Genomic DNA, 18,061 nt, shown 5'->3' with positions numbered 1-18,061 from the left:
TTTAGTTATACTTGTTCATCAAGTACTGTGCATCTTTTCCCGAAACAAAGTCATCAATGATGTCAGCACTTGTTTCAAAAGCATCATCCATCAGTTTTTGTTGGTCACTATTAAATGGAGTTAACACCCATGAAACCACACTAGTTTTTTCTGGATGACGGATTCCTATCTTCAAACGATTAAATTTCTCAGTCCCTAGGTCACGAATAATACTCTTAATGCCGTTATGACCACCTGATTTACCATTAGCACGAATACGAATTTTACCAATTGGCATGTCCATATCGTCCTGAATAATAAGGATATCTTCAGGCTTCACCTTAAAAAAATTGGCTACTTGGGCAATACTGCGACCTGATTCATTCATGAAGGTTTGAGGTTCAAGCAAAATAACGTCTTCACCATTAATTTTTTGCTTAGTCCAATGACCCTCAAATTTATCTTTATCAAAATTTAAATTATTTTTTTCAAGATAATTATCCAGTGCCATAAAACCTGTATTGTGCTTGGTTTTATCGTACTTTTGACCCGGATTTCCTAAACCTGCAATAATCTTCATTTCTAACTCCTCTAAAAAACAATCTAATTTATAATAGCACAATCAAGTAAATTCGTGGTACAATTGGCTTTGTTAAGTGTATCACAATACAAAGGAGATTTATTTTATGTCAAGAGACGAAAGACCTCGTAAAGTTATTTTAGTTGGTGACGGTGCCGTAGGTTCTACCTTTGCATTCTCAATGGTGCAACAAGGTATTGCTGAAGAATTAGGCATTATTGATATTGCTAAGGAACACGTTGAAGGTGACGCAATCGACTTAGCCGATGCTACTCCTTGGACTGCTCCAAAGAACATTTACGCAGCTGATTACCCAGACTGCAAGGACGCAGACTTGGTAGTTATTACTGCTGGTGCTCCACAAAAGCCAGGCGAAACTCGTCTTGACCTTGTAAACAAGAACTTGAAGATCTTATCATCAATCGTTGAACCAATCGTTGAATCAGGTTTCGCAGGTATCTTCTTAGTAGTTGCTAACCCAGTTGACATTTTGACTCACGCAACTTGGAAGATGTCAGGTTTCCCTAAGGATCGTGTTATCGGTTCAGGTACTTCACTTGATACTGGTCGTCTTCAAAAGGTTATCGGTAAGTTGGAAAACGTTGACCCACGTTCAGTTAATGCATACATGCTTGGTGAACACGGTGATACTGAATTCCCAGTATGGAGCTACAACAATGTTGGTGGCGTTAAGGTTAGCGACTGGGTTAAGGCTCACGGTATGGATGAATCTAAGCTTGAAGACATCCACAAGGAAGTTGCTAACATGGCTTACGAAATCATCAACAAGAAGGGTGCTACCTTCTACGGTATCGGTACTGCTTCAGCAATGATCGCTAAGGCTATCTTGAACGATGAACACCGTGTACTTCCACTTTCAGTACCAATGGATGGTGAATACGGTTTAAGTGGTCTTCACATCGGTACTCCAGCTGTTGTTGGCCGCAAGGGTCTTGAACAAGTTATTGAATTACCATTAACTGCTCATGAACAAGAATTGATGGAAGCTTCTGCTAACCAATTGAAGAAGGTTATGGACAAGGCTTTCGAAGAAACTGGCGTTAAGGTTCGTCAATAATCTTCAATTCATATTTAGAAAAAAGCGAAGAAAATTCTTCGCTTTTTTTCTTTACTCACTTTTAATTAACCTTTAATTTTGTTAAATATCTATGCTATAATTAGTTAGATATTTTTCATGTATGGAGGCAATCGAATGCTCATTAAATCTCTTGTTCTTAAAAAAGATTACCTGACAACAGTAAATGAAAAAGCCACTCTTGAAGAAGCTTTAAAGATACTTGAAGATTCAGGTTTCAGATGTGTGCCTATTCTAGACGACACCGGCACAATTTTCCGTGGTAACATTTATAAAATGCACATTTATCGTCATAAATCACAAGGCGGCGATATGAGTTTACCAGTTACTTACTTGCTTAAAAATGCTACTAAGACAATTAAGGTGAACTCACCATTCTTTAAAGTCTTCTTTAACATTAAAGACTTGCCATATATCTCTGTTCTTGATGAAGAAAATAAATTCTACGGAATTTTGACTCACGCAAGTTTACTTAGAATGTTATCAGACGCTTGGAACATCAAGCATGGTTCATACGTTTTAACTGTTTTATCTGATAATTCACGTGGTAACTTAGTTAAAATGTCTAAGACCATCTCAAAATATACTAATATGGCTAGTGTTATGACTTTGGATGCCGCTGCTGGTGAACTTGGTGGTGACTTTGTTCGTAGAACCTTGTTCACTTTACCTTCTGGTGTTTCAGAAGAAACAATGAAGACTATCGTTGAAAAACTTCACAAGAAAGGTTTCGTCGTTTCTGAAATTGAAGACTTACAGGCTGGGATGAACATCATGAGCGATGAAAATCCAGGTGTCTTTATTACCAATCCACACGAATAAACTTAATTAACTAAATAATTTTATAGCGAATCACTTATTGGTGATTCGTTTTTTATTCTCTTTCTTCCACGCCATCAAACAATCTTCATTACCAAATTCATCAACCTGTCGTTTAACACTTTCCAGCCCCTGCTTTTTATAAAAATTCAAAGCTGGCGTATTCTTGGCATACACATTCAAGCTAAAAGACTCATGGCTCTGCTTAACTTCATCTAAGAGACGTTTGCCAATTCCGCGATGTTGGAATTTTTCATCTACAAAGATCCCTGCAAGATAATCACCTTGCATCCCTACGAAGCCAGCAACTTGACCATCTTCTTCAGCCACTAAAATATCGGCATTCTTCAATGCTTCACGAACTTCATCGAAGTGATCTAACCAATATTTTTTGGGAACAAAATCATGTGCAGCAAGATTGCCATCAAGCCAAATCTTCATTACTTGATCAAGATCGTCTAATTCAAATTTTCTAATCTTCATATGTTACCTACGCTCATAAATCAATTCAGTAATACCGTCGTAATTTTGACTTTTAATTAATCGTAAATCAATCGGCTTCGGCAATTTACCAAATAACTGCGTCCCTTGACCTAGAAGTGTTGGAATGATAGTGATGTAATATTGATCAATTAAGTTTTCTTGTTCAAGTTGTTGAACTAAACTTGCACCACCACAGATCCAAATATCTTTACCTTGCTCATTTTTCAAATCTTTCACTACTTGTATTGGATCTTCAGACAAGAACTTAATATTCTCAGTATCTTTTTGATTCCGATGTGTGAAAACATACGATTGAAGGTCTTTGTATACCCATTCATTAGGTGATAATTCTGTAGCCACTTGATGATATGTGTTCCATCCCATCATGACTGTATCAATATTTTGGATAAAGCTTGGATATGTATCTGGAACTTCTTGATCGTCACCTTGTCCACGAAGCCAGTCAACGCCACCATTTTCATCAGCAATATAGCCATCAAGACTCATGGCAATGAATAAGATTACTTTTCTCATTTTTATACCTCATCAAAATCGACCACAATAGTATATCATGAACTTATTCACTCATTTTACATTCAACTTCATGTGTTATCATTTTCATATCAAGTAAATAGAAAGCAAATCAATCATGAACAACTTTAACATCGAACTCTTACGAGTATTTTTAACCGTCAGTAAGTTTAACAACTTCAGCCAAGCAGCCAATTTTCTCTATCTAGATCAATCAACCGTTAGTAAGAAAATCCGCCAGTTAGAAAAAGCCTTCCATATTTCTCTCTTCATTCGCACTTCACAAGGCGTGCAGCTATCACCCGCAGGATATGATTTTAAGCAAAAAGCTATCAAGATCATGGACGCTTATAATGATTTAGCTCAAACAGAAATTTCACTGGCGGATATTAGATTGGGAATTCTAGACAATATTGCCGCCTACCATTACAGTGAATTCTTACGTGATAATTTAGACAGCATGCGGCAAGTCAAGATATCAGATAAGGGCGTTGACTTAATTGACGCATTTAACAATGGCATTCTTGATAGCATTATCGTTAATGAAGACTCTATTGATCAAATCACTGGTGAATTCTTATCAACCACATTGACTAAAGAAAGTTTCGGCTTGCTGACTAGTAAACCAAAATCACCCGAAGAACTATCAATCACAGATCTAGATAATCGCCAACTGCTCATTGCGCCAGAATATTGTCCCGTTGGACGGCAACTTCGTCAGCTTTTAAATGGTCGACAATTTACAGAAGTTGGCTACACTAACACTTTACTTGAATTAGTTGCAAATTCCACTTACGCAACAATTCTGCCTTGGAAAATGATCCAAAACATCACGCAGAACCAAAGCCGCTTTTCTGCCAGTCGCCTAATTGATTTCCCAGCAAGAAAGATCGCACTTTTCACTCGTGAAAAATCAATTCAAGAATTGCTGCTATCCTCGCTATGACATTTTTGCATACGCACGTTGTTCAAAATTTCACTTCAGCTTTTTAAACTTTCCCTCTATGATGAAAACATCAATGAATTGAGGGGGAAAATAATATGGAAATCAAAGAAACAGAAAATTCTTATATTAACCTTTCTGGTCTACAAATTATATTTATGGCCACTAGCATCGGGATTATTGTTGCGAATATGTTCTACATTCAACCAATCGAACCGATGATTACGCAAAGCTTTGGAGTTTCTGCCAGCACCACTTCGATTTTGGGGATGCTAGCACAAGCAAGTTATGCGCTAGGTTTACTTTTTTTAGTGCCGCTTGGTGATCTATTTAATCGCTATTACTTATTACAAATAATGGAATTAATATCATCACTAGCGCTACTTTTGGCCTTTATCTCACCTAATGTTTATTTATTTGGAATTGCCACTTTCATCATCGGTCTTACTTCAATTGGTGGTCAGATTGTCATTCCTTATGCAGCATACTTAACCCCTATTGATAAACAAGGTCCACTACTAGGAAGTTTAATTAGTGGTATGCTAACTGGAATTTTATTTGCTAGAACTTTCAGTGGGATTATCGCCGCATCCCTTGGCTGGCATGCAGTTTATGGCGTTGCTGCCGTTTTAAACATTCTCTTACTTATCTTCATGCACTATTTAATTCCTCAAGATCCTCGCATTAAGCCTGCAGCAAATAATTATGGAGAAATCATTTCATCTTTGCCTAAGCTTTTCAAAAAATACCGCTACTTACGCGGTTCAGCCCTTAATGCATTTGCCTTATTTGGGATTGCTAATCTCTTCTGGGGGACACTTTCATTCTTACTTGAAAAATACTACGGCTTTGGTAGTGAAGTTGCAGGAAGCATGGGATTGCTCGGGGTAGTTTCTATTTTTGCGGCACCATTCATTGGAAAGATGGTGGATAAATACTCACCCAAAACCAACATCCGTATTAGCTGGCTATTAGGTGCTATCTCTTTCATTATTTTTAGTATTTTTATTAAAAATATTTGGATGCTCATGATTGGAATTATTATCTTAGATCTTAGTACCCAATTCAGCCAAGTTACCAATCAGGCAATTATTCAATCCCTTAGCCGAAAAGAAAATAGTAGAAATAATTCCATCTTCATGTTTTCTTACTTCATTGGTGGATCTATCGGAACAATGATCGGTATTAACGCTTGGAGCATCTTCGGTTGGAGCGGTGTTGCTGGTGCTGCAGCTATCTTTTTGCTCATTGCACTAATTGGATATAAAACCTTAGGGACACCCGATGAATTAGAGTAAAAAAAAAAGGAGTTTTCACAACTCCTTTTTTCTTTTGCTTAATCTTCGTAATAAACTCTTGGTAAACGATCACTAAGAAGGCATGCAACTTCATAATGAATAGTATCAACATAATCAGCTGCGGCCTTAATATTATTAGGATCTTCAGGTTTGTCCGAAATCAAAACAACTTTGGTGCCAACTGGCATTTTCTTTGGCATTTTGACCATAAATTGATCCATGCAGATGCGGCCGACAATCGGACAATAACTGTCGCCCACCTTAACTTTAAAGCCTTGGAAGTGACGAATCCAGCCGTCAGCGTAACCAACCGGAACAGTCCCAATGATAGTATCTTCATCAGCGACAAAAGTTGAGCCGTAACCAACCCCGTCACCTTGATGAATCGTCTTAACTTCAGTTAATTCACTAACAAAAGATAAAGCTGGCTTTAATTCAACATTAGACTTCAAATCTGGGCTACTTGGATTAGATGAAGGATTTAAACCATAAATACCAATCCCGTATCTAACTATATCACTTGGAATATCTTTACCAAAAATGCTGGCAGCAGTATTGTCACAGTGAATCCATTTAGGCTTGATCTTAAGCAGGCTCTTCATATGATTGAACTTAGCAACTTGCTTTTGGAAGTAAGTATCAACTGCGCTATCAGCTGAAGCGAAGTGACAGAACATCCCTTCCACAAAGAAGTGAGGATTGTCTTTCAAAAAATCATTGGCTTCTGTAAATTCTTCATCTTCATAAAAGCCAATTCTCCCCATCCCTGAGTCTATACCTAAATGAATCTTTAACTGTAAATCAGTATTTTCAAGTTCCTTTTCTGCCTTTTTGAGCCATTCAAGACTAGGCACCGTCAAAGAAATATCATTAGCAGCAGCAATTGGAGCATATTCTGGTGAAACTACTCCTAAAACCAAAATTGGCTTCACAATATCAGCTCTTCTTAATTCAAGAGCTTCATCCAAAATAGCTACACAAAAACCACTAGCACCTGCTTTAAGTGCTGTTTTTGCGACTGGAACTGCACCGTGTCCATAACCATTTGCCTTAACAACGGCAAACAACTTTTGTTCAGGTTGTAAATTCTTTATTTCATTTTCAATATTTTGTCTAATTGCGCCCAAGTTAACTTTGACAACTGCTGGACGGTGAATTCCTGCGATCATTCTGGATCCTCCAAAACTACAAATGTAACAATTTCATGATTATCATGTGAGATACTTGGGAAAATGCGACCATCATACTTAGTAGATGTTGTCACTGGGTGACCAAGTTCATCCCATAGTGTTTCTATATCTTGAAAGCCTACAGTCTTGCCAAGACCTGTTCCCATTGCTTTTGAAAAAGATTCTTTAATGGAAAAACGACCTCCTAAGTATTCAACTTGGCGCTTACCTTTCATTTTTTTGTATTGTTCAAATTCCTTCGGAGTTAAAACCTTCTTTGCGAAACTATCTCCACGTTCAACGATTTTTTTAACTCTTTCAACTTCAATAGTATCTATTCCGACACCTTTAATCATTTTTTCTCACCTCACACAAAAATAATTATAATCCAAAAAATGAGTTGCACATGGCAACTCATCAATTAAGTAGTAAATCTTAATCTTTTTTCTTTATTACGAAATCGTGCTTATTGCCCCGGCCTCGGAAATTGCGGTCCTTACGGTTATGATCACGGTGGTTGTTATTGCGTCCGCGATAGTGACGATTATCATTTCTACCTCGGCCACGCCCGTGATTATTTCTGCGTCCATTGCCTTTATATGGTAATGGTTTTTCAGGAGTAATCTTAACCTTAACTTCACTAGCATCTTTAGAAAGGTTCTTTAGGAAGGCAGAAACCAAGTCCAATGCAGAATAATTTTCCAATAATTCATTAGCATCATCTTCATACTTGCCTAAATCACCATTCATCAAGTTTTCAATTTCAGCTTTAGCTTGCTTTAATTGACCGTGCAAAGCTTGATCATCTGTTGGTGGGCGAAGTGGCGACATCTTCTTCTTAGTCAATTGTTCAATGGTTCTCATGTAGCCAATTTCATTTGGTGTAACGAAAGTTACTGAGATTCCATTTTGACCGGCACGACCAGTACGTCCAATACGGTGAACGTATGAATCTGGATCTTGTGGAATATCGTAGTTATAAACGTGTGTAACTCCTGAAATATCCAAACCACGAGCTGCCACATCAGTAGCGACTAAAATATCTAACTTTCCTTCACGGAATCTCTTCAAAACGCTCATTCTGCGTGCTTGAGATAAATCACCATGGATTCCAGCTGCGTTATAGCCGCGAGCTTGCAAACCGCGAGTTAATTCATCAACGCGGCGCTTAGTTCTCCCAAAGACAACCGCCAAGTCTGGTCCTTGAACATCGATCAAGCGACACATAATATCAAATTTCTCTGATTCTTTTGCGCGGACAAAGTATTGATCAATCAAGTCAGCAGTCAGCTCTTTTGCCTTGATACGAACAATTTCTGGATCGTGCATGAATTTTTCACCAATACGCAAGATTGGCTTAGGCATAGTTGCACTAAAGAGTAAAGTTTGTTCACGATTTTTTGAGTAGTTCAAAATGCTTTCGATATCTTGAATAAATCCCATATCAAGCATTTCATCGGCTTCGTCTAAAACAACTGTTTTAACTTCGGACAAATCGATGGTTTTACGCTTCAAGTGATCCAAAAGTCGACCAGGAGTACCTACCAAAATAGCTGGAGTATGCTTCAACGATCTAATTTGGCGGCCAATATCTGCTCCACCATAAACAACTTGGACATGAGCGTGCTCATCACGGCCAAGTCTGAAAAGCTCCTCTTGTGTCTGAATTGCTAGTTCACGGGTTGGCTCAATAATAACTGCTTGAATTGCCTTCTTTTTTTCTAACTTTTGTAAAATTGGCAACCCAAAAGCAGCAGTCTTACCAGTACCAGTTTGAGCTTGACCAATTACATCCTTACCTTCTAAAGCAAGCGGGATAGTTTCTGCTTGAATTGGAGTAGCTTCTTCAAACCCTGATCGCTTAATTGCTTTCAGCAACGCATCGTTTAATCCTAATTCCGAAAATTTCACTAAAAAATTTCTCCTATCTAAGCCGGTCCACTACTTTTTCAAGGTGCATCCCATGAGAGCCCTTTAATACCACAATATCGTCCGGCTTAATATCATTCTTTAAATCATTAATCATGTGTTCCATACGGTCAACAGGATAGTAATGTAAGTTTGCGGCGTCATATTTATCCTGCAAGGCATCATACAAGTTCTTCATTTCCGTGCCGTATAAGTAAACTTCATTAATTACTTGTGGGTCAAGACTGTCTCTAAGGCCTGCATGAAGAGCTGCAGAAGCTTCACCTAATTCCAACATATCACCAAGGACCGCAATTCTGCGGCCACCTCTTGGCATCACGATTTGACCAAAACTAGTAAGTACTGCACGAACGGCGGTTGGGTTAGAGTTGTAGACATCACTCATGATATCTTCGCCAACGTCACCTTTTTCCCATTCCATTCGGTTAGCAGTCGGAGTAAAGTCTGACAAAGAAGCCGCAATTTCTTCATCACTTTCGCCAAAATGACGACCAACACTTAAGGCTGCCATCGCATTTGATACATTATGTTTACCAATCATTGGAATTGAGAAATTTTGCTCAGAATCATTTACTGTGAAAGTAGCGTGGTGCTTGTAACTCTTGAAGCTGGTTGCATAAACAGTGTCATTATCCTTGAAGCCAAAAGTTGACTTCACTTGATCAAGTTTTTGTGCTCTTTCAACAAGCAATGGTTCATCACCGTTGTAGATAAATTCACCATCTTCACGTAAGAAGTCAGTAATTTCCATCTTAGCGTCTGCAATCTTATCACGACTGCCAAAGAATTCAATGTGAGCTTCACCAATCATGGTAATTACACAAACATCTGGATGAGTCAATTCACTCAAGTGGTGCAATTGCCCTGGACGGTCCATCCCCATTTCCAAAACCAAAATTTCAGTATTTGGTTTCATTTCTAAGATGGTCATTGGCACACCGATGTCATTATTGAAGTTAGCCTGTGTTTTATGCACGTTAAACCGCTTAGATAAAACAGCAGCACACATGTCCTTAGTGGTAGTCTTACCATTTGAGCCAGTAATCCCGACCACGGTTGGATTAACCTTGCGCAAATAGTAATGTGCCAGAGTTTGCATTGCAGTTAGTGGATCATCCACTTCAAGAACAGCAATATTATCTGGCTTGTTAGGGTGATCCTTCTTCCATAAAGTTGCAGAAGCACCATTAGAAATAGCACTGTTTACAAAATCATGTCCATCTCTTTCACCATCAAGCGGTACAAAAAGACCACCTTCAGTAATCTTTCTGGAGTCAAAGGCAACTGAAGTAATAATAGTTTGGTCGTCGCCTTCACACGTTGTATCTAAAGCTTTGGCAATTTCAGCCAGTTGCATTTTCATCGATTATTTACTCCCATAAAACATATTTTAGTACAGCAACCATTATACGTTCTTTCGTCTCATCTGCCAAATAGCTAACTGTACAAAAACAAAAAACAGCCCCGAACGGGACTGCCTTTCACCAGATTGTCGGTAATTACTTGTTCATGCCATACTTCTTGTTGAACTTTTCGATTCGACCATCTGCTTGAGCAAACTTTTGCTTACCAGTGTAGAATGGGTGTGAATCTGAAGAAATTTCAACACGAATTAATGGGTAAGTGTTACCTTCGTAATCTACAGTTTCTTGTGATTCCATAGTTGAACCTGCTAAGAACTTAGCACCAGTTGCTGAGTCCATGAAGACAACTTGGTGGAAATCTGGATGAATACCTTGTTTCATAATTTTTTACTCCTTTTGCCATGATCTTATTTCAGATCATAGATTAATCGATTAACGTCTATTAGGATACCACCTTCAAGCATAAGTTTCAAGCCTATTTTCCTTGCTTTAAGACAATATCGCTTGGTCTAATTTCTTTACCAAAGTATGGCTTTAATTCTTTGTTGTAATCATAAGTAAAATAAGATTGACGATTAAGCTTAGTAATTTCTCGGTTCATCCAATTTTGCAAAGATTTATTTCCACGCTTTACTGCTGGAGCAATATATTGATTTGGTCCGATATTCTTGATACCAACTGTAAACTTTGGATTTTTCTTAACCCAAGCATACAAGTATGAATTATCATCTGCTAAGGCAGCAGCACGATTATTTTTAAAAGCATTAAATTGCTGAGTCTTAGAGTCGAATTTGAGTAAGCCTACTCCTTTTTGCGTTGTGAAATAATTCTCTGCAGTGGTACCTTTGGTAACAATTACACTCTTACCTTTTAATTGACTAGCCTCAGTGATTGGCTTATTTTTGGGTGAAATCACTCCGACAGACACCTTCATATAAGGCTTAGCCCAGCTAGCAACACTGCGGCGCTCAGGAGTTAAGGTGAAGTTGGCTAAAACCAAATCAGCCTTATCTGAATTCAAAGTATCAATTCGATTGTTGGCATTAACTTGAACAAATCTAACTTTGACCCCCATATCTTTGGCTACTTTTCTGGCCAAGCGAACATCATACCCCACACGCTTTCCTTGAGAGTTAACCCAGCCATAAGGCGGCAAATCGCCAAAAACTGCGATGCGAATATAGCCACGACGCTTAATGGCCGACACACTATTTTCATTACTCCAACCGCCTCCTGAAGCAGAGCTTGTTAAATTAGGCTGACTGATACCGAAAAAAGCTGCAGTCGCAATTGTAATGACGGCTAGGAAGCTCATAATGATATTAAAAAGATTCTTTTTCATTTGTTTTTACCCTAAAAATCCATACTCTCTAAAAATGCTCTAGCTCGATCTGTCTTAGGATTAGCGAAGAATTCTTCACCGGGTGTGTCTTCTACGATCTTACCGTTTTCTAAGAACAAAACTTCATCCGCAATCTTAGCAGCAAAATTCATTTCGTGAGTAACAATGATCATGGTCATGTGATCTTTATCAGACAAAGCTTGGATAATTTTCAAAACTCCACGTACCATTTCTGGGTCAAGAGAAGCAGTAACTTCATCAAATAGCATTACTTCTGGATGCATCGCAAGAGCTCTCACGATCGCAATTCTTTGCTTCTGACCACCTGACAATTCTCTTGGATATGCATCAACATATTGATCAAGCTCTACACGCTTTAATAAATCCAGCGCTTCTTTTTTGACTTCATCTTCATTACGCTTTTGCACCTTAACTGGAGCAAGTAAAATATTTTCCATTACTGTTAAGTTAGGGAACAAGTCATAGCTTTGAAAGACCATGCCAATTTTTTGTCTAAGTAATTGCCATTCCTTAGGAGTTGGATTAATTTTTTTACCGTGAAAATAAATAGATCCACCTTGATAGTCTTCAAGTCCGTTCAAAGTTTCAAGCAAAGTACTCTTACCTGACCCTGAAGGACCAAGCAAGGTTAATACCTCACCTTTTTTCAAATCAAAATTAATATCAAACAAAACTTGCCGCTTGCCATAAAACTTATTTAAATGCTCAACTTTTAAAATTTCTTCTGTCATTGTCTTTCACCTATTTCTGTCTTGCTGTTAAACTCTTAGCCCATGCTGATAGAGGATAATCGATAATAAAGTACAAAATAAAGATAAAACCGTATACCCAGAAAACACCGGTTGGGTAGCGCTGATTATTTGCTTCAATAATTTGTTGCCCCACGTTAATGACTTCCATGACGCTGATCAACATTAACAATGAAGTTGTCTTAATAACCCGCGTTGCCAAGTTAATTGTTGCTGGTAATTCTAATTTAGCTGCTTGTGGCAATAAGACATATCTGAATAATTGCACTTGATTGAGTCCTAAAGCTAAACCAGAATTTCTTTGACTCTTCGGCACAGATTCAATTGCACCACGGACAATATCGCTAAATTCTGCTGCAACCCACAAGCTAAAGGCTAAGACCGCCATCCAACTAGCTGACCAGTTAATGTGAAACGATCTAGGCAAAATGTAATAAACCAAATAAAGTAGTACAACTGTTGGCACTATTCTGAAAAACTCTAAATATAACCGTAAGATAAAACGTACTGCTTTATTAGGACGAGTTCTTAGAATTCCAAAAATCAGCCCCAAAATTAAGCCAATAATTAATGAAACTGCTGCAATCCATGTTGAAGTCCACAATCCCGCCATCAAACGGGCAAAGTTTTTCCCTTCAAATAAAACATTAATCCCCGAATGCACCATAGCGAACTCTCCTCTCAAGCCAAGTCAAAATTAAAATTACCGGAATTAAAATAATTGCATATGCAATAACCAGCATTAATAAGTATTCATTGGAACGATAGTACATCCCGATCAAATCAAGCGCAGTATTAGTTAATTCTGGAATTGCAATCACTGAAAAAATTGACGTTTCCTTAATCAAGAAAATAATATTAGCAGCTAAAGCCGGCATGCTCAAAGCAAAGCCTTGCGGAAGTACGATATAGCGAGCTAATTGATAGCGATTCATACCAAGAGCTGCTCCACTATTAATTTGACTGCGACTAACACCGTCAAATCCTCCGCTAAAGCCTTCTGCCATATATGCTCCGCCTAAAAAGATCAAACCGACAATCCCGCAAACTTCAGCTGACATTTTTAAGCCGATTACTGGAAAGGCATAATACAAGAAAAATAGTTGAATTAACAACGGTGTATTACGCGCTAATTCCACATAAGCTCTAAAAATTTGACTTAATACTGGAATCTTAAAATATTGCACTAAGCTCGCAATTACTCCCACAATAATTGAACCGATAATCCCAAGTATGGATAACCATAAGGTCAACTCAAAGCCTTGAGCAAACACTGGCAATGCTTTCTGCATAACTGTCCAATCCATTCATATCCTCCTTTTTAACCAAAACAAAAAGACCCATATTCCATAGGTCTTTCAATATAAAAAGATCTACGTACTCTTTCAGCACGTAGATCCCTGATAAATATCGTTAGTTAAGAAAAATCACCTGGAAGAACGATCACTGAAACTTTTCTGCATGTGAAATAAACTGCATACAACTGCAGCAGCATTTATTCACTTTTACAGAAGCTAAAAGTTCCATTATTTTCTCCTTACTTCAAATAAGTCATTTTTCAACTATAATCATCATAAGTTTATACTTACTTTTTGTCAAATAACTTTTTCAAATATTTTTAATAACTATTAATTATTTGCAGATAACAGCAAATGCTTCATATGGTTTCAAGCTAAGAGCATTTAGATTATCTCTTTCTGGATAATTGCTCAATAAAACATCCGCGATTTCTTCGTTACTTGAAAATTGTTGTTCTTCCCCAGACAAGTTAGCAACTACCAACCATTTTTCACCGTTTAACTTGCGGTAATATGCTAAGACTTCATCGCTAGTATCAACTAATTCAAAATCACCATCAACCACGATGTCATTTTCATGACGCAATTTGATCAATTTTTGATAAGTGTAAAAGATTGAATCTGGATCAGCTAAAGCCTTCTCAACATTAATGTCCTTATAGTTAGGGTTAACGTGCAACCATGGGTTGCCATCTGTGAAGCCAGCATTTGTACTATCATCCCATTGCATTGGGGTTCTAGCATTATCGCGACCCTTAACGTTGATTGCGTGAATCAAATCATCTTTATTTGCTCCATTTTCCAAGCGCTCATTGTACATGTTGACACTTTCGATATCTTCAACTTCAGAGATATCTTTAACTGGACAGTTAGTCATCCCAATTTCTTCACCGTTATAGATGTAAGGTGTCCCGTGCATTAAATGAAGAACGGTTGCAAACATTTTAGCTGATTGCACGCGATATTCTTTATCATTACCCCAGCGCGAAATTACTCGAGGAATATCGTGGTTTTCCCAGAAAAGACTGTTCCAAGCATGATCAAAATCAATTTCTGTTTGCCATTTAACCAGAACTTTCTTAAGTTCGCCTAGATCTAGCTTCTTTAAGTCCCATTTTTCTTTACCTGCTTGTTGGTCAAGACTTTGGTTTTCAAATTGGAAGACCATTGATAATTCATGGCGTGCTGGATCAGAGTACTCTTCCGCAATCTTTGGTGTCGCATTCCAAGTTTCACCAACAGTCATTAAGTCTTTGCCACCGAAAGTATTCTTGTTCATTTCTTGCAAATATGGGTGAAGCATCGGACCGTTTTCGCGGATATTCTTGTCTGGATCCTTTCCGATCAGCTCGATTACATCCATTCTGAAGCCGCCGATCCCCTTATCAATCCAAAAGTTCATCATGTCATAGATCTTTTGACGCAATTCTGGATTCTTCCAATTTAAATCAGGTTGTTGTTCAGCGAATAAGTGTAAGTAATATTGACCAGTTTTTTCATCGAATTTCCAAGCAGAACCGGAAAAAGCGGACTTCATATCGTTAGGTTCATGCCCATCAACTGGATCACGCCAAATATAATAGTCACGATAAGGATTATCCTTGTTCTTTCTTGCTTCAACAAACCACTCATGTTGATCGGAAGTATGGTTAACAACTAAGTCCATCACAATTTTAATGTGGTGTTTCTTTGCTTCTTTAAGCAATTCGTCCATGTCAGCCATTGTGCCATATTGCGGATCAATTGCTTCATAATCTGAAATGTCATAACCGTTATCCACTTGAGGTGATTGATAAACGGGAGAAAGCCAAATTGCATCGATACCTAATTTTTCAAGATATGGTAAGCGTTTGGTAATTCCTTGTAAGTCACCGATTCCATCACCGTTACTATCTTGAAAAGATTTTGGATAAACTTGATAAACTACTGCTTTTTTCCACCAAGGCGTCATTTACATTTTCCTCATTTCTATATATCTTTCTTTTAAAATTATTATCTAACAAAATGTAACCGCTTTACAAATATATCCAAAATGTTAACGGTATCAAAAAAGCCGAGTTATTCACTCAGCTTTGTTACCAACTTTTTTTATTTACTTTTTCAGCACGTTCATCAACATGCTTCATACTGCTATTAATACCCCAGTAATAGAAAGCAAGCGAGGCAATAATAATAACAACAAAATCAATTGGATAAGGAATAAAATTGCGCCCGCCAAGTCCTTCACTACCTACATATGACATGATTGACATAAAAATCATATAACCAATAAGCCACCAAGAATGCTTAAGTTGTTCTTTCAAATCTGAATGTTGGTAACGAATTTCATAATAAATGTAAATAGGCAAGCCTAAGGCAATTACAAAAATAACTTGGATTGTAGTTGGCCACATTGACCAGTAAATTGCTAAACTAGTTAAAACGAAAGCTACTGGAGCAAGCCAAACCATAAATTTGGGCTTAAAAGGTCTATTTAAACTTGGAGAAATCTTTCTTAAAGTCATTACTGTAACCGGACCGGTTAAGTATGCTATCAAGGTTGATGCTGCAATAACTGTAGCAAGTAAATTCCAATTTCTAAAGACACTAACCAAAATTGCTGCTAAAACAAAGTCTGCAATCATTGCAGCACGTGGGATAAAGTATTTTTGATTTAATCGGCCTAACCAGTTTGGCAAGTGGCGTGTGTGCGTCATTGCAGCAAGTGCGCGAGAAGCTGTTGCTACAAAAGCAACCCCAGTTCCAAATGGCGAAACAAAGGCATCAAGGTAAAGTAAAATTACTAGCCAATTAATTCCAAGTAAAATTGCTAAATCTGCAAATGGTGAAGTGAAGTCGATACCATGCCAACCAACTTTTGCTAGCATTTGTGGTTCGACTGCTCCAATAAAGGTTACCTGAAGCATCACGTAGATTACGGCAGTAATTAACATCGAAATTAAAACCCCGCGAACAATATTTTTACGTGGATTTTCAACTTCTCCCCCCATATTAATTATGGTCTGGAAGGCATCATAAGACATGATGATTCCTGAAACAGATGTTGCTTCAAAGACTGATCTAGTTCCATACGGCATGAACTCATGGAAATTACTACCGAAGTTTTGGGCATGAAAACCTGAACACATTAGAATAATGATGGTCAAAGTTGGCAAAGCAATTTTAAAAATTGAAATCAAGTTAGTGAAATGGGTCATGATCTTCACCGACCAATAGTTGATCAAAGTGAAAATAATCATAAATAAGAAAACGACTAACAACCCTTCACCAGTAATCGTATCTTTATGCATAAAATTGCGTGTCCAATTAGCCCAGGACCATGGCCAAGACGACATATATTGAACTGCGGCAACTGCTTCCATAGGTACTAAAGTCACTAAAGAAATCCAGTTAGCCCAGGCGGCAATAAAACCAAGTAATGGTCCGTGACTATATTGAGCATACCGGCTCATCCCACCACTTTCGGGAAACATTGACCCAAGTTCAACATAAGTTAAGGCAATTGCAATAATAATTATCGCTCCCAAAATCCAGGAAAGAATGGCAGCTGGCCCTGCAATTTTGGCAGCTGATCCTGATCCAAATAGCCAGCCCGATCCGATTAGAGAATTAAGAGCAAGCATAACGGCTGAAAAGAGGCCGATTTTTTGTCTTTTATTGTTTTCCAAATAATCACTTCTATCTCTAGGTATTTAGTTGTTAATTATATCAAAAAAACAAACTATATAGGTAGATAATTTCAACTTATCCTGTTATTAGATATGCCCGGTTGCTGCGTGGAAATTCCTTCTTAAAAGCTGCTTGAATAGCACGGCGGCATTCTGAAATATCTTCAAGTGAATACTTTTCTTCTAAATGAAGGTAGCCTTCTTCGATCAAAGTGACTTTTTCACCATCATTTTTAACAGTAATACTGCGATCTTTTTTAGCAGTTAACAATTTCACTTCATGATACTTATTTTTATTTGTACACATTTGCTTTAGAAGCGCCTTAGCTTGTTTAACTGAAATTAAACGCATGACTTGTTAGTCACAATCCTTTCGCTATAATTAATGGTAAATTTGTATTAAGATCTTATTGTGGATAGGAAAAGTGAAGTGATTTAGTTGGAGTTAGATTTCGATAAAAACGGCTGCAAAGCCTTCTTCAAAAAACATCCCAACACTCAAAAAATTGCTCAAAAGAAGATTACGCAAGCAATTGAAAAAGAAGTCGAAACTGGGATGAGTAAAGTAAAACTTGCTACTCGTCAAAAAATAAACGAGCTGCCTTGTTACGAAATGCGGCTTAATCTGGGCAATATCGGTTCTGTCCGAATCGCCTTCACTGTTCACCATCAGCAAGCGACAGTCTATTATTTAACCACCACTTTACAAAAAAGTGAGTTCAGTAAAGAACTTGAGAAGTCTTTGAAAAGTTAATAGCTTATAATAGAAAGTACGTAAGCCTTGCTTTAAAC

At 37.7% G+C, this 18,061-nt stretch carries 20 protein-coding genes; 5 read left to right on the top strand and 15 right to left on the bottom strand.

What is annotated here, in order from left to right; translation table 11 throughout:
- Window position 1 precedes the first annotated feature (1 nt).
- Window positions 2–559, bottom strand: a complete 558-nt coding sequence (gene pth / locus FC46_RS04970) for an aminoacyl-tRNA hydrolase (RefSeq protein WP_057798469.1) — start codon at window positions 557–559, stop codon at window positions 2–4.
- 106 nt (window positions 560–665) lie between these two features.
- On the opposite strand from pth, the gene FC46_RS04965 reads away from it, so the two are divergent.
- The gene (locus tag FC46_RS04965) at window positions 666–1,637 is read left to right on the top strand and encodes an L-lactate dehydrogenase (protein ID WP_057798467.1); all 972 of its coding nucleotides are present in this window, start codon (window positions 666–668) and stop codon (window positions 1,635–1,637) included.
- Between the two features lie 135 nt (window positions 1,638–1,772).
- Window positions 1,773–2,477 (top strand): cyclic di-AMP binding protein CbpA, encoded by a 705-nt coding sequence (gene cbpA / locus FC46_RS04960; RefSeq protein WP_057798465.1) that lies wholly within the window; start codon window positions 1,773–1,775, stop codon window positions 2,475–2,477.
- 30 nt (window positions 2,478–2,507) lie between these two features.
- On the opposite strand, the gene FC46_RS04955 is transcribed toward cbpA, so the two are convergent.
- Window positions 2,508–2,957 carry a GNAT family N-acetyltransferase gene (locus FC46_RS04955; RefSeq protein WP_057798463.1) on the bottom strand — a complete coding sequence of 150 codons (450 nt, stop codon included), beginning with the start codon at window positions 2,955–2,957 and terminating at the stop codon, window positions 2,508–2,510.
- Between the two features lie 3 nt (window positions 2,958–2,960).
- On the bottom strand, window positions 2,961–3,491 hold the full coding sequence (locus tag FC46_RS04950; protein ID WP_057798462.1) for a dihydrofolate reductase family protein: 531 nt from the start codon (window positions 3,489–3,491) through the stop codon (window positions 2,961–2,963).
- A 115-nt stretch (window positions 3,492–3,606) separates the two neighbouring features.
- Here FC46_RS04950 and FC46_RS04945 point away from each other — a divergent pair, with 115 nt between their 5' ends.
- Both FC46_RS04945 and FC46_RS04940 read left to right on the top strand, forming a co-directional pair.
- On the top strand, window positions 3,607–4,434 hold the full coding sequence (locus tag FC46_RS04945) for a LysR family transcriptional regulator (protein ID WP_057798460.1): 828 nt from the start codon (window positions 3,607–3,609) through the stop codon (window positions 4,432–4,434).
- 95 nt (window positions 4,435–4,529) lie between these two features.
- Window positions 4,530–5,729, top strand: a complete 1,200-nt coding sequence (locus FC46_RS04940; RefSeq protein WP_057798458.1) for an MFS transporter — start codon at window positions 4,530–4,532, stop codon at window positions 5,727–5,729.
- 38 nt (window positions 5,730–5,767) lie between these two features.
- Here the strand turns inward: FC46_RS04940 and alr are convergent, their stop codons facing one another.
- The 12 genes from alr to FC46_RS04880 all read right to left on the bottom strand — a co-directional run bounded on the left by alr (window position 5,768) and on the right by FC46_RS04880 (window position 17,621).
- Window positions 5,768–6,898, bottom strand: a complete 1,131-nt coding sequence (gene alr, locus FC46_RS04935; protein ID WP_057798455.1) for an alanine racemase — start codon at window positions 6,896–6,898, stop codon at window positions 5,768–5,770.
- Complete coding sequence (gene acpS / locus FC46_RS04930) at window positions 6,895–7,254, bottom strand: holo-ACP synthase (protein ID WP_057798453.1); 360 nt, start codon at window positions 7,252–7,254, stop codon at window positions 6,895–6,897. The genes alr and acpS overlap by 4 nt, the downstream gene beginning before the upstream one ends.
- Window positions 7,255–7,333: 79 nt before the next feature.
- A complete protein-coding gene (gene cshA, locus FC46_RS04925; RefSeq protein WP_057798452.1) occupies window positions 7,334–8,809 on the bottom strand; it encodes a degradosome RNA helicase CshA in 1,476 nt (491 codons plus the stop codon).
- Window positions 8,810–8,822: 13 nt separating this feature from the next.
- Window positions 8,823–10,190, bottom strand: coding sequence for a UDP-N-acetylmuramoyl-tripeptide--D-alanyl-D-alanine ligase (locus FC46_RS04920; RefSeq protein ID WP_057798451.1), 1,368 nt, complete (start codon window positions 10,188–10,190; stop codon window positions 8,823–8,825).
- A 136-nt stretch (window positions 10,191–10,326) separates the two neighbouring features.
- Entirely contained in the window at window positions 10,327–10,572 is a 246-nt protein-coding gene (locus FC46_RS04915; RefSeq protein ID WP_057798449.1) for a type B 50S ribosomal protein L31, read from the bottom strand.
- A 94-nt stretch (window positions 10,573–10,666) separates the two neighbouring features.
- Window positions 10,667–11,533, bottom strand: a complete 867-nt coding sequence (locus FC46_RS04910; protein ID WP_057798447.1) for a transporter substrate-binding domain-containing protein — start codon at window positions 11,531–11,533, stop codon at window positions 10,667–10,669.
- A gap of 11 nt (window positions 11,534–11,544) precedes the next feature.
- Window positions 11,545–12,285: an amino acid ABC transporter ATP-binding protein gene (locus FC46_RS04905; protein WP_057798445.1), complete on the bottom strand. Its 741-nt coding sequence runs from the start codon at window positions 12,283–12,285 to the stop codon at window positions 11,545–11,547.
- 10 nt (window positions 12,286–12,295) lie between these two features.
- The gene (locus FC46_RS04900) at window positions 12,296–12,970 is read right to left on the bottom strand and encodes an amino acid ABC transporter permease (protein WP_057798442.1); all 675 of its coding nucleotides are present in this window, start codon (window positions 12,968–12,970) and stop codon (window positions 12,296–12,298) included.
- Window positions 12,951–13,610: an amino acid ABC transporter permease gene (locus FC46_RS04895; protein WP_057798440.1), complete on the bottom strand. Its 660-nt coding sequence runs from the start codon at window positions 13,608–13,610 to the stop codon at window positions 12,951–12,953. Before FC46_RS04895 ends, FC46_RS04900 begins: the two co-directional genes overlap by 20 nt.
- 325 nt (window positions 13,611–13,935) lie before the next feature.
- Complete coding sequence (locus FC46_RS04890) at window positions 13,936–15,552, bottom strand: glycoside hydrolase family 13 protein (protein WP_057798437.1); 1,617 nt, start codon at window positions 15,550–15,552, stop codon at window positions 13,936–13,938.
- A gap of 124 nt (window positions 15,553–15,676) precedes the next feature.
- The gene (locus tag FC46_RS04885; protein ID WP_057798435.1) at window positions 15,677–17,269 is read right to left on the bottom strand and encodes an APC family permease; all 1,593 of its coding nucleotides are present in this window, start codon (window positions 17,267–17,269) and stop codon (window positions 15,677–15,679) included.
- A gap of 76 nt (window positions 17,270–17,345) precedes the next feature.
- Window positions 17,346–17,621, bottom strand: a complete 276-nt coding sequence (locus tag FC46_RS04880; RefSeq protein WP_057798433.1) for a hypothetical protein — start codon at window positions 17,619–17,621, stop codon at window positions 17,346–17,348.
- A gap of 87 nt (window positions 17,622–17,708) precedes the next feature.
- Between FC46_RS04880 and FC46_RS04875 the strand changes: the two genes are divergently transcribed.
- Complete coding sequence (locus FC46_RS04875) at window positions 17,709–18,023, top strand: hypothetical protein (RefSeq protein WP_057798431.1); 315 nt, start codon at window positions 17,709–17,711, stop codon at window positions 18,021–18,023.
- Window positions 18,024–18,061: the final 38 nt, after the last annotated feature.

Origin of the sequence: Lactobacillus kalixensis DSM 16043 (assembly GCF_001434335.1) — a bacterium.
GTDB classification, from domain to species: Bacteria; Bacillota; Bacilli; order Lactobacillales; family Lactobacillaceae; genus Lactobacillus; species Lactobacillus kalixensis.
The sequence above is the reverse complement of the archived record's forward strand: the minus strand, read 5'-3'. Positions and strand labels throughout refer to the sequence as shown.